Origin of the sequence: Hyalangium versicolor (assembly GCF_020103695.1) — a bacterium.
GTDB classification, from domain to species: Bacteria; Myxococcota; Myxococcia; order Myxococcales; family Myxococcaceae; genus Hyalangium; species Hyalangium versicolor.
The window spans coordinates 399,998-412,180 of the sequence record NZ_JAHXBF010000009.1; the positions used below are offsets into that span (position 1 = coordinate 399,998).

Genomic DNA, 12,183 nt, shown 5'->3' on the forward strand with positions numbered 1-12,183 from the left:
CGCTCATGGCGGACCCTCCAGCGCTCGAGTCAGACGGGCCCGCGCCCACAGGCCCACCAGCACTGTCTGCAATCCGAAGAAGAGATACTCCTCCAGCGGCAGATACCCGAGCTTGATGCCCCAGATGCGCTCCGGAGCAAAGCCCCACAGTCCCCACTTCACCGCCAGGTTGTCCCACGGGGACGTGGCCGCATAGACGACGACGAGCAGCAGGCCCAGCGGCGCCAGGCCTCGCGCCGTCAGGGTCTTCCGATAGCGCACCGCGAGGAAGACGATGGGCAGTGCCACAAACAGGCCGATGAAGCGTGCGTACGTCATCCCGGACCTCCGCTGAGTTCGGGCCACACGGGTTGCATCCGTCCCCCACGCTGAAGCGCATAGGTGCGGCCACGCCAGGTGACCGTCCCTGCCTGCCACGTGGAGCGCAGGAAGGCCACCAGCAACAGCGCCTCTCCCAGCAGCCAGGAGAACAGGAACATGAAGGAGGTACCCCCGCCCCCACCCACTCTCTCGGCGAATGGTGGGCCGCCCATCGCGTCGAGAGTGGGCGGGAGCGAGGACTTCGTGAGGACGGCGAGCCTCCAGGACAGCAGGGTCCGCACCAGCACCAGGGCCCCTGTCGCCAGGGCCAGCGGCCCGGAGCCCAGCACCGCCGCCAGCACCGCCAGCGGCAGGGTGGGCGTGAAGAGCAGGGGCACCGTCGGGTAGAGCCCAGGCCGGTGGCTCGCCAGCACTTGCATCCATCGGGTGAAGCGCTCCACCGCGGGACGCCAGGAGCGCATTGGCTCCATCGGCACCAGCGCCGGCTCCTGCGCCAGCGCCACCTCACATCCTCTCGCGTGCAGCCGCTTCGCCAGCTCGAGATCCTCCCCGATGTGGTCCGAGAGCTGCCGCAATTCCTCCGCCGCCACGGGTGACAGCCCCAGGGCCTTGCCGCAGACGGCCTTGGCGCCCGCGCTCATCGCGTGCAGCGCCCGGAAGCTGTGGTGGCTGTGTCGCAGCAGCCCCGCCACCGCCCAGCCCACCACGCCACGCACTCCCACGGGTGTCGGGGCCGCGGTGCTCAACGCGGCGCCCGCCGCCACCGGTGCGGCCAGGGCCTCCACCAGCGCTCCCGTCACCGCCACGTCCGCGTCCACCGCAAGCACCACCCGTCCCTGCGTCGGCAACACCTCCAGCGCGTACAGCAGGTGCCCCACCTTCCGGTTCGGCGTGGGCGGATCGCTCGGCAGCCATCGCACGTCCGGCCCCAGCCGAGGCCGATACGGAGACACCACCACCTGCTCCAGCGCTCCCGCGTAGTCCACCGGGCGCGAGAGGTTCTCCAACTCGCGAGGCGTGGGCGCATCCACCGGCCTCAGCAGAAGCACCGGCACGCTCGTGTCCACCTTCGGCCCGCGCCGCTCGCGCAGCAGCCGTCCCAGCGCCACGGCGCTAAAGCCTGTCGCCACGGCCGCCCAACCCAGGCCTACCAGCTCCAACGGACTCATGATGGACCCTCCACCCGCGTGCGGAAGTGCGCCATCCACCGGATCAGCGGAGAGTGAAAGCGGCGGAAGTCCGCCACCTCGCCCAGCGTGTTCGCCTTCTGGGTGCTCGCCTCCACCCGAGCGTAGAAGGGAGAGGACTCCAACAGCCGGGGAGCGCCTTCCACCGGAGCGCGCGTCAGCAGGTGCCTCGGCACGCGCAGGCCCCACCCCGTGCGCTCCGTCTCCAGCACCCCGGCGGAGCTCCCACGCTTGCTCTGCAGCCCCCAGGGCCCGGCCACCACCTGCACCGGTGGGATTCCATCCGGCAGCACGTAGTCCACCACCGTCTCGTGCTCCCCGTGGGTGCGAGACCAGTGCCACCCGCGCAGCCGCGCTCCGAGCTGCTCCGCGCCATGGTTCGTGTCGTGGTAGCCCAGCCCTTCGAGCGACAGGCCCTCCGTTTCCACCTCCAGCCGCGCACGGGTGCGGGGAGCCAGCGGCTGCCACCAGTGCGGCAGGCCCGGCGCCAACTGCACCTCGTCTCCCATGGGCGTCAGGGGTTCCAGCACGAGGCAGGCCTTCACCCGGCGGCCCCACGGGGCCGTGCGCTCATCCACCTGCATGCGCACCAGGTCCCCCTCGTAGCTCAGCGTGGAGCGGCCGATGCGCAGTTGGTGCGCGGACTCCTGCTCCAACCTCGAGTACTCGGAGAGCACCCAGCGTAGCCGCAGGCCCCGGTGGTACAGCGCGAAGTTCACCGCGCAGTGTTCCCGTGGCAGCCCTCCGCGCCTCGCCGCCACCGAGTAGCGCGGCGAGAAGAGCGAGCCCACCATGAAGATGAACACGGCGCTGAGCTCGCCCGAGGTGACGTCCGCGTAGAACCAGCGGTAGGCGCCCGGCTCCGAGGGCAGCAGCGGCAGCGGTGGCAGCGGGCTCATGCCTCCACCTTCCTGAGGTGCGCGGAGGCCATCTCCGCGGCAAAGCTCCCCGAGAGCATCACCAGCGGCACCCCGCCGCCCGGGTGCGTCCCCCCGCCCGCGAAAAACAGGCCCGGCGTGCGCCCGCGGATCCGCGGACGGCGGAACGGACCGAACTTCCCATGAGGCAGGAAGCCGTAGATGGATCCTCCAGGGGCCCCCTGTGCCGCCAGATCCACCGGCGTGCGCTGCCCCAGCACGCGCATCCGGCCCTTCAGCTGCGGGAAGTGCGTGGCCAGCCGCTCGAGCATCTGTCCCTTGGCCTGCTCGGCATTCAGTGCCCACGCCTCGGCGGCGCGCTCAGCCTCCGCAGGGCTCCTGGGCAGCGGGGGCGCGTTCACCATCATGAACAGCCCTATGCGCCCGGGCGGAGACATCGTGTCATCCGTCGCCGAAGGGTTGCACACGTACACCGTCGGGTCACTCGCCAGCCGGCCGCCGAACAGCTCCTCGAACTCGCGGCGGTAATCGTGGCTGAAGAGCACCGCGTGGTGCGGCACCGAGGGACGGCCTTCCACCTCCAGCAGCACCACGTAGCCGGACAGCGACAACGGCTCCTCCTCGCGGTTCAGCGCCCCCAGCGGATCCGCGTTCACCACCACGCTGTCATAGGGCTCCGCCTCTCCCACGGGCCCCACCCGATAGCCACCACCACACTGAGACTCACGCTCGTAGCGCGCGTGGGCGTTGAGCCGCACGGTGACTCCCAGCCTCCGCACCGCCTGCCCCAGTGCCTCCACCAGCGCACCGATGCCGCCTCGCACGTGGTGCGCGCCGTAGGCCCGCTCGATGTGGGGAATGAGCGCGAAGGCCGCGCTCGCCTCGTAGGGCGAGGCCCCCGTGTACGTGGCGAAGCGCCCCACGAACTGCCGCATGTGGTCCGTCTTGAAGTGCCGCTCGGCCAGCTCGCTCAGCGTGCTGAGCCGCATCCCCGCTAGCACCGCCCCTACCCCGCGCCGAGCCACCCGCGCCATGAAGCCCGCCATGCCCTCGAAGGGCGCTTCCAGGTACGGCTCGCCCGCGGCCCGGTAGATGGCCTCCGCCTCCTTATAGAAGGAGAACACCCCGTGACGCTCGCTGTGGCGCAGCTCCGCCGCGCTCTCCGCTGTGCGCGCCACCTCCTTGTAGACCGTCAGGCCGCAGCCGTCCCCGAAGCGGTACACGCACTGCTGCTCCAGCTCCGAGAAGGGTGGCAACAGGTCCATCGCCCCCAACCGCTGGAAGGTCCCGCGCACCAGGGCCGGCAGCGTCAGCAGCGTGGGGCCGGTGTCCAGGGTGATGCCGTCCACCGTGACGGCCTGGGCCTTGCCGCCCAGCGTGGCGCCCTGCTCGAAGAGCGTCACCTCGTGACCCTCCTTCGCCAGCAGGCCGGCCGCCGTCAGCCCGCCGATGCCGCCTCCGATGACCGCGACCCGGGTGCGCCTCATCTCCAGCCCCCCTTCCTCCGCGCCACCTCCGCCGCGAGGAGCTCCCGGGCCCGCTCCGGCCGGTACACGCGCTCGCGAGACAGCCGCTCGGCGATGATCTCCACCAGCTCACCACTGGCTCCCGCCTCGGCCGCCACCCGCCGCGCGTGCAGCGACATGTGACCCTTCTGGATTCCATCCGTGGACAGCGCCTTCAGGGCCGACAGGTTGGTGGCCAGTCCCGCGGCCGCCGCCAACCCCGCCAGATCCACCGCGCCCGTGACGCCCGCGAGCTTCAGCGCTCGCTGCACACCGGGGTGCGTGCGCGCCGCGCCTCCCACCGTCGAGGTCGCCAGCGGAAGCTCCAGCTCGCCGCACAGCTCGCCCTCCGGCCCCTTCCACCACGAGGTGAGCGGGCGGTACGTGCCCTCGCGCGCCGCATAGGCATGTGCCCCTGCCTCCACCGCGCGCCAGTCGTTGCCACACGCCACCAGCACGGCGTCCACGCCGTTCATCACGCCCTTGTTGTGGGTGACGGCCCGGTACACGTCCAGCTCCGCGAAGCGCTGGGCCTCGAGGATGGCGTCCCGCACGGCGCCTCCATCCCGGAAGCGCTCCGAGGACAGCGCGCCCGACGGCACCCGCGCGCGCACCTTCACCTTCCGGCGGTCCGCCAGGTTGGTGAGGATCCTCAGCCCGGCCCGTCCCCCGGAGAGCTCCGCCAACCGAGGCGCCAGATCCTCCGCCAGGCTGTTGACGAGGTTGGCGCCCATGGCGTCGCACGTGTCCACGTGCAGGTGCACCACCAGCGTGGAGCTGTCCAGCAAGCGGACCTCCAACTCCCGAGCGCCGCCGCCGCGCGCGCACATGCCCGGCATCAGCGCGTTGGCCTCCGCGAGCAGCTCTGGAGCCCGCGCCCGCAGCTCCCGCACCGCCGTCGTCAGCGAGGGCACGTCCAGCAACTGCACCTGGGCCGTGGTGATGGGCGGATCCGCCACCACCGTGAAGCCTCCACCCTCGGAGCACAGCCGGGCCGCGTAAGAGGCAGCGGCGACGATGGAAGGCTCCTCCACCGCCATGGGTACCAGCCGATCCTCCCCGTTCACCACGAAGTTGAGCGCCACCGCCAACGGCAGGCCGTGCAGGCCGATGACGTTCTCCACCATCACATCCGCGCAGGACTCGTCGAAGCCGGCCAGCCCCTCACAGGCCTTCGCATCCTCCGGGGCCAACCAGCGCGACTCCACCAGCCGCGCCCGCCGCCGATCGGGAGACTCCTGGTAGAAGCCCGTCAGCCGGGAGCTCCGCCTCACCTTCAACGACTTCACCTTGTCGTCGTTCATCCCCGAGTCCCCGTTGGAAGCAGTGGAACACTCACCTCGCTTTGTGAAGCCGGAAGCACTGCCTCCGGCCGAGCCATCGCCGCCGCCGCCAGCGCCAGCTTCCGCCGGCCCGGCACCCACGCGCGCCCGGTGAACACGTCGTAGTCCCGCTCCTCGATGACGCGCAGGATGTCCCCGTAGATGCCGCCCATCAGCCGCACCATCCGCTGGCTGCCGAAGGCCTGGAGGAAGTGCACACCCGCGGCGGCGCGCGCGTAATAGGCGCGGGCCCGGCGGATCTGGAAGCGCATGAACTCGCGCCACCGCTCGTCCACCTGGGCACGGGCGAGATCCTCCACACCGAGCCCGAAGGCCTTCAGCTCCTCCAGAGGCAGGTACACCCGGCCACGCCCCAGGTCCTCGCGCACATCGCGCAGGATGTTGGTGAGCTGCATGGCCCGGCCCAAGTCCGCCGCGTGGGCAATGGCCCGCACCTCCGAGCCCCCCAGCACCGGCGTCAACATGAGCCCCACCACGCCCGCCACGCGGTAGCAATACAGGTCCAGCTCCTCGAAGGTGGCGTAGCGGGACTTCGTCAGATCCATCTCCATGCCGGAGATGAGGTCCTGGAAGGGCTGCTCGGGGATGCGGAAGCGGTGGATGCAGTGCTTGAGCGCGGCGAACTCGGCCGGCTCCCACGGGGACTGTGCCTGCGCGCTCATGAGCCGCTCGGCCGGAGAGTCGAGCCCCGGCGCCGCCAGCTCCGGCATCGGCAGGTAGACCTCGGCCACCATCTGCCGCGCCCGATCCAGCCGCACCTTGAGATCCACCGGCGCGACACCCTGGCTGCCCTCGTCCACCATGTCGTCCAGCCGCCGGCAGAAGGCGTAGAGCGCGAAGGCCGCCTTCCGCCTAGCGCCGAAGAGCAGGTACGAGGCGAAGAAGAAGCTCTTGGCATGCTGGCGCGTCACCTGTTTCGCCCGGCGGTAGCCGCGGCCCACCAGAAATGGATCCTCGTGCGACTTCATGCCGCCACCTCCACGCTCTCCTGCGAGGCCTGGGCTCCCGGCGCCCGGGACAACCCGGAGGCCTTCGCCCAAGCGAGCATCCGCTCCACCACCAACCGTGCGGAGATGAGCACCGTGGGCAGCCCCGTGCCCGGCTGCGTGGAGGCGCCGACGAAGAAGAGGTTCTTCACGCGCGGATCCTGGTTGGACGGGCGGAAGGGGCCGATCTGCAGGAAGTTCTGCGCCAGCCCGAACGCGCTGCCATGCATGAGGTTGTACGAGGCCGCCCAGTCATCCGGCGTGTAGACGCGCTCCACGAGGATGTCCCGCTCCAGCTCCGGGTAGCCCAGCTCGGCCAGCCGCTGGAACACCTTGGCGCGGACCTTCGGACCCTCCACCTTCCAGTCCAAACCCGGGTGCTGGTGGGGCACCGGCACCAGGACGTAGACCGAGTCCTGGCCCTCGGGCGCCAGGCTTGGATCCGTGCGCGTGGGCACGTTCACGTAGAAACTCGGGTCCTCCGGCACGCGGAAGCGCTCGAAGATGTCATCGAACGAGCCCTTGTAGTCGTGGCCAAACACCACGTTGTGGTGGTGCAGCCCCGGGTACTTCCGCCGCAGCCCCAGGTACAGCATGTAGCCGCTCGAGGTGTAGCGCAGCTTCTCCTTGCGGGGCAGCGAGGTGGGCGCGCCGTCCAGCAGCTTCTCGTACGCGTACGGCAGATCCGCGTTGCACAGCACCACGTCCGCCCGCACCGTGCGCCCGTCCGCCAGCCGCACGCCCGTGGCCCGAGCCCCCTCCGTGAGGATGCGCTCCACCGGCGCGCCGTAGTTCAGCCGCACGCCCTCCTCGCGCGCCACCCGCTCCAGCGCCAGGGGGATGGAGTACAGCCCGCCCTTGGGGAACCAGATGCCCACGCCCAGCTCGGTGAAGGGCAGCAGCCCGTACACCGCCGGCGAGGCGTACGGCGACACGCCCAGGTACATCGTCTGGAACGTCATCGCCGCGAGCAGCCGCTCATCCCGGAAGAAGCGGCGGACGTCCGAGTACATGCGGCGGTGCGCGCGGACCTTGAGGATCCGCGCCAGCACCTTGGGCGAGAAGTAGTCCGAGATGCCCGCGTAGTTGCGGCCCACGAGATGGTCCAAGCTCGTGCGGTACTGCTCGCGCCCCTGGGCGAGGAAGGCCAGGTAGCGCTGGAAGCTGCCGGGCTCGAAGCGCTCCAGCTCCTTGCCCATGGTGCACAGCTCGGAGGTGAAGGTGATGGCCGAGCCGTCCCGGAAGTGGATGCGGTAGTTGGGCTCGCACCGCTGGAGCGTCAGGTAGTCCTCAACGCGGCGGCCCAGGGCGGCGAAGGTCTCCTCGAACACCTCGGGCATGAGCACGATGGTGGGCCCGATGTCCCACGTGAACCCGTCCACCCGGAGCTGGTTGCAGCGTCCGCCCGGCCCGTCTGTCTTCTCGAAGAGTTGGACGTCGAAGCCCTGGCGCGCCAAGCGAGCCGCGGCCGCCAGCCCGCCCACGCCGGCGCCCACCACCACTGCCTTCGGCCTGCCCTGCTCCATGGCGTTGCTCTCTTCCTCAGGCGGCGCGACGCGCCAGCCGGGTGATGAGGGTGTCCAACAGCTCACGCACGCCTGCCCGCTCCGGCAGCGCCTGCAATGCCCGCTGCCCCGCCCTCGACGCACGCTCCACCATCCGCTCGCACGCGGCCCGGCCGCCGTGCTCCTCGATCAGCGCCCGCGCTCGGGCCAGCGCCGCCTCGTCCTTGACCTCGGGAGGCAACGCCCAGAGCTGCTCCAACTCGGCGCGGACCAGCACGGGAGCGCGCGTGTACGCAGCCATGACCGGGAAGGTTCGCTTGCCCTGCACGAAGTCCCCATCCGCGGCCTTGCCCGCAACGCGCACATCGCCGAACAGGCCGATCAGATCGTCGCGCAGCTGGTAGGCCAGCCCCACGTAGCGGCCCACCCGCTCGAGCGCCTCGCACAGCTCGCCGTCCGCTCCAGCCAGCATCGCCCCGCACACCAGCGGCGCGCAGAAGCCATAGCGGGCCGTCTTCAGGTGGGCCACGCGCAGCGTCTGGAACAGCCTCACCTCCGAGAGCGGCGCTCGAGACAGCTCCAAGTCGAGATACTGGCCGGCCGCCGTGTGCCGGCAGACGGCCAGGTAGTACCGCGAAGCCTCCGAGGCTCCTCGCAGTCCGGAGGTGAGCATCGCCTCCAGCGAGCGAGCGAACAGGTGGTCGCCCACCACCACGGCGAGGTCCTCGCCTGCCCGCCCAGGGCCCAGCAGGTGATGGAGCGCCGCGCCACCCCGTCGCAGCTCGGCCTGATCGGCCACATCGTCATGGATGAGGAGGAAGGTGTGCAGCAACTCCAGCCCCGCAGCGAACCGCCACACTCCCGAGGGCACCTTCAATGAGCCTCGCGCCAGGCTGTAGCCCGCCACCACCAGGGCCGGCCGCACCCGCTTGGCGGGCCGGAGCGAGTAGCTCCGCGTGCGCTCCATGGCCTGCGCCCAGCGCACATCCAGGGAGGCCTCATCCGGCAGCTCGAAGAGCTCGGCCAGCGAGGCCTCGACCTGGTGCTGCACCGTCTGGAGCCAGGCCTGCTCGGGTGAGGGCGGCGGCTGGGGTGTGGGCACTGGAGCCGACACCACCGGAGCCGACTCCATGGAGACGGGATGCGCCATCACACGTTCCTCCAGGACTTCGAGAGCGTCTTGTCCTACTCGTACCGACTGCGTACACTGTTTGTCAAGACTATGTCCAAGGTTTGCATCACCTTTGTTGGACTCAAGGTGCCCGGAAGGAGCCGCGCATGAAGGGCTGGTTGGCAGGCGCACTGACGATGACCCTGGCGGTGGGCGAGGCGTACGGCGAAGGGCCTCCCTCCAGTCCTCTGGACGCGACGCTGAAGAGCTCGGACGGGGAGTCGGCGCCCCTGTCGAAGTGGCGGGGCAAGCCGGTGATCCTCTTCTACGAGGACAAGGACTCCACGCGGCTGAACCTGGCGCTCAAGGAGGAGCTGTTCGAGCGAGGCAAGAAGCACGGCCTGCTGGAATCGGCCTGGGTGGTGGCGGTGGCGAACCTGGAGAAGTTCAACTTCTTCCCTGCTCGGCAGATTGCCCTCTCGTACGTGAGGGACGAGGAGAAGAAGGTGGGAGTGCCCATCCTGGTGGATCTGGATGGGACGCTGGGGGGAAAGCCGTGGGCGCTCCCCAAGAAGACGTCGACGGTGATGCTCCTGGATGCGACGGGGGCGGTCGTCTACAGCTACTCGGGGCGCCTGGAGGAGGCCGAGCGCAAGACGTTCTTCACGGCGCTGTCTCGGCTGGTGGGGGTGGACCTGGGGGCTGAGGAGGCATTGCCATGAAGGTCGCACTCACAGGGGCGAGCGGGTTCATGGGTCCGGCGCTTGTCCAAGGTTTGTTGGAGGCGGGGCATCAGGTGCACATCCTGGTGCGAAACCTTGAACAGAGCCTGGCGAAGCTGCCTGCGGGGGTGACGGGGGCTCCCTTCCGAGCGGGCGAGCCGTTGGGTCCCGAGGCCCTGGCAGGAGCGCAGGCGGTCATCCACCTGGCCGGCGAGCCTGTGAACCAGCGCTGGACGCGCGAGGCGAAGCACCGCATCCGGGAAAGCCGGGTGCTGGGGACGCGGGCACTGGTGGAGGCCATGAGGGCTGCGGGTACGGTGCAGCGGTTCGTGTCGGCATCGGCGGTGGGCTACTACGGCGGTGAGCACGGCGCGGAGGTACTCACGGAAGCGAGCGCTCCGGGGAAGGATTTCCTGGCGGGGGTGAGCCTGAGCTGGGAGGCGGAGGCGGCCAGTGCGCACGAGGTGGGCATCCGCACGACGGTGGCGCGCATGGGCGTGGTGCTGCACCCGGAAGGAGGAGCGCTGCACACGATGCTGCCTCCGTTCCGCATGGGAGCGGGCGGACGGGTGGGTTCGGGCAAGCAGTACGTGAGCTGGATCCACCGAGCGGACATGGTGGGAGCGATGCTCTTCCTGCTGGAGCGTCCGCAGTTGGAGGGCCCGGTCAACGTGACGGCGCCCGAGCCCGTCACCAACGCTGACTTCGCCCATGCGCTGGGTACGGCGCTGGGGAGGCCCTCGGTGATGCACGTCCCGGGGTTCGTGCTCAAGGCCACTCTCGGGGAGATGGCGATGGTGGCGCTGGAGGGACAGCGCGTGCTGCCGAAGCGGCTCACGGAGGCTGGGTTCACGTTCCGGTTCCCTCGACTCGAGGAGGCCTTGAAGGATCTGCTCGCCACATGATCCACCTGCCTCTGCCCCTTTTTGCGGTGACCAACCGCCCCGCCCGCTGGCAGACTCTTCGTGTCATGCCAGCCGCAGTCGGCGGGGGGACTCCATGGAAGGAACTCAGGTGTTCGTGGTCGACGAGATCACCACCGGGCTGATCACCGAGACCAACTGGGACGAATCGCCTCCGAGCCTGCTGGTCGAGAACCTCGGCTGGGAGTCCGGCTTCCGCGGCTCGGGTTTGCTGCCGGGAGACCGCATCATCGCGGTCGATGGTGCGCCAGTCACGCGCCCGCCCGATGGTGCCGCACAGGCGCTGCTCGTCGGCCAGTACCAGGAGCATGTGCACTGGCAGAAGTCCCAGCGTCGCGAGAACGATCGCGTGCGCCTGACCGTGCGGCGCAAGCAACCGCTGGGCTGGCAGACTCTCGAAGTCGAAGGCGCGCTGCGCGCGAAGCGCACCTACCGCTCCGCCGAGAATCGCACGCTCGTCTGGGAGAATGGCCCGGACACCTATGAGCGAGACGGCTTCAATGACGCCTGGTCGTCCTGGCTCGAGGCGCTGCAGAAGCGCGTGCGCAACACCTTCTGCCAGGCGCGCTTCCGCGTCGGCCTGACCACCCCCTACGAGTACAAGTCGCTGCTCGAGGAACGCCCGCGCGTCGAGCGCATGCTCAGCCGCTACCCGGGACCCTTCGCTGAAGCCGTGCGCGGCGATTTCGAGGCGACGCTCGAACGGCTGCGAGGGCAACGCTACTCGCTCGGCGAGGCGGAGCTCGCCTACCGCAAGGCCGACGAGGAGCGCGCGGCCGAGGTCGCCTCGCTCGCGAAGCAGGCCTGGGCCGCCGCGCTCGACTCCGTGAAGGCAGAGACCATCCCCGCGTTCCCGGCGCAGCACCCCATCCATGGCCAGCGCGAAGCCGTCGCCGGCAAGTGCGTGGTGCTAGAACGCCTGCCGACACGGCAGTGGATCTCCGAGGCCGGGCACGGCTGGTTCGTGGCTGGCGATTCCAGCCAGGGTCGCTACTTCCTCGACATGGAGAGCCTCGGCGCCATCCGCATGCTGCGAGCGCTGCGCCGCTACACCCGGCTGGTGTCCCCATCGATCCGCGAGGAGTACACCCTGCTCGGCCGCGTGCTGCCCAAGCCTCGCGTGGTCATGGTGGATGGCCGCAGCACCTGGGGACTGGAGATTGAAGTGCTCGCCGCGCTGATCGGCGACTCGCTGTTCGTCGACGTGCGTCAAGGCCAGGGCGAGATCTCCGCCTTCGCCGGTGAAGAAGGCCTGCTCAAGCCGCGCACCGAGCTGCCGCCGGACGATGCCTCGCCGCAAGCCGTGCTCACCTGCATGATCGACTGCATCAAGGCGGGCGACCTCTCGGTGTGGCGCCAGCTGTTCGCCGACTGGCTGGTGCGCTCCAACCCGGACAAGACGCCGCAGGTCTGCTACCGGATGCAGCACCCCACCGACGACGACTTCGAGCGCTCGCGCGCGAGCTTCTCCCGGCGCGTCTGGGACGCACGCGTCGCCTGGGTCGGCGAGCCGCGAGTCGTCACCCGCGGAGACGAGTTCCCGGGTGCCCCACGTGTCGAAGAAGTCGAGGCGGAGATCGAGCACATTGGCCAGTTCGACGGTGAGTACCGCGGTTTTCTCGACGTGACCGTGCATCGCTGGTGGACCTTGCAGCGCATCGACAACGGACCGTGGCGCGTCGCCACGCTCCAGGGGATCTGA

At 69.9% G+C, this 12,183-nt stretch carries 11 protein-coding genes; 3 read left to right on the forward strand and 8 right to left on the reverse strand.

The window, feature by feature from the left end:
- Nucleotides 1-3: 3 nt before the first annotated feature.
- The 8 genes from KY501_RS20965 to KY501_RS21000 are packed head-to-tail and all read right to left on the reverse strand — an operon-like array spanning nt 4 to nt 8,875.
- The gene (locus KY501_RS20965) at nt 4-318 is read right to left on the reverse strand and encodes a lycopene cyclase domain-containing protein (protein ID WP_224364987.1); all 315 of its coding nucleotides are present in this window, start codon (nt 316-318) and stop codon (nt 4-6) included.
- The gene (locus KY501_RS20970; protein ID WP_224364988.1) at nt 315-1,490 is read right to left on the reverse strand and encodes a glycosyltransferase family 2 protein; all 1,176 of its coding nucleotides are present in this window, start codon (nt 1,488-1,490) and stop codon (nt 315-317) included. The genes KY501_RS20965 and KY501_RS20970 overlap by 4 nt, the downstream gene beginning before the upstream one ends.
- The gene (locus KY501_RS20975; protein ID WP_224364989.1) at nt 1,487-2,407 is read right to left on the reverse strand and encodes a carotenoid 1,2-hydratase family protein; all 921 of its coding nucleotides are present in this window, start codon (nt 2,405-2,407) and stop codon (nt 1,487-1,489) included. Before KY501_RS20975 ends, KY501_RS20970 begins: the two co-directional genes overlap by 4 nt.
- Nucleotides 2,404-3,873: a phytoene desaturase family protein gene (locus tag KY501_RS20980; RefSeq protein ID WP_224364990.1), complete on the reverse strand. Its 1,470-nt coding sequence runs from the start codon at nt 3,871-3,873 to the stop codon at nt 2,404-2,406. The genes KY501_RS20975 and KY501_RS20980 overlap by 4 nt, the downstream gene beginning before the upstream one ends.
- Nucleotides 3,870-5,195 carry a hydroxymethylglutaryl-CoA reductase, degradative gene (locus tag KY501_RS20985; RefSeq protein WP_224364991.1) on the reverse strand — a complete coding sequence of 442 codons (1,326 nt, stop codon included), beginning with the start codon at nt 5,193-5,195 and terminating at the stop codon, nt 3,870-3,872. Before KY501_RS20985 ends, KY501_RS20980 begins: the two co-directional genes overlap by 4 nt.
- Nucleotides 5,192-6,202 carry a phytoene/squalene synthase family protein gene (locus KY501_RS20990; RefSeq protein WP_224364992.1) on the reverse strand — a complete coding sequence of 337 codons (1,011 nt, stop codon included), beginning with the start codon at nt 6,200-6,202 and terminating at the stop codon, nt 5,192-5,194. The genes KY501_RS20985 and KY501_RS20990 overlap by 4 nt, the downstream gene beginning before the upstream one ends.
- Nucleotides 6,199-7,746 (reverse strand): phytoene desaturase family protein, encoded by a 1,548-nt coding sequence (locus KY501_RS20995; RefSeq protein WP_224364993.1) that lies wholly within the window; start codon nt 7,744-7,746, stop codon nt 6,199-6,201. The genes KY501_RS20990 and KY501_RS20995 overlap by 4 nt, the downstream gene beginning before the upstream one ends.
- A 16-nt stretch (nt 7,747-7,762) precedes the next feature.
- Nucleotides 7,763-8,875 (reverse strand): polyprenyl synthetase family protein, encoded by a 1,113-nt coding sequence (locus KY501_RS21000; RefSeq protein WP_373691625.1) that lies wholly within the window; start codon nt 8,873-8,875, stop codon nt 7,763-7,765.
- 128 nt (nt 8,876-9,003) lie between these two features.
- On the opposite strand from KY501_RS21000, the gene KY501_RS21005 reads away from it, so the two are divergent.
- The 3 genes from KY501_RS21005 (at nt 9,004) to KY501_RS21015 (ending at nt 12,183) form a co-directional block, all read left to right on the forward strand.
- Nucleotides 9,004-9,558, forward strand: coding sequence for a peroxiredoxin family protein (locus KY501_RS21005; protein ID WP_224364994.1), 555 nt, complete (start codon nt 9,004-9,006; stop codon nt 9,556-9,558).
- A complete protein-coding gene (locus tag KY501_RS21010; RefSeq protein ID WP_224364995.1) occupies nt 9,555-10,463 on the forward strand; it encodes a TIGR01777 family oxidoreductase in 909 nt (302 codons plus the stop codon). The genes KY501_RS21005 and KY501_RS21010 overlap by 4 nt, the downstream gene beginning before the upstream one ends.
- A 94-nt stretch (nt 10,464-10,557) precedes the next feature.
- Nucleotides 10,558-12,183 carry a PDZ domain-containing protein gene (locus tag KY501_RS21015; protein WP_224364996.1) on the forward strand — a complete coding sequence of 542 codons (1,626 nt, stop codon included), beginning with the start codon at nt 10,558-10,560 and terminating at the stop codon, nt 12,181-12,183.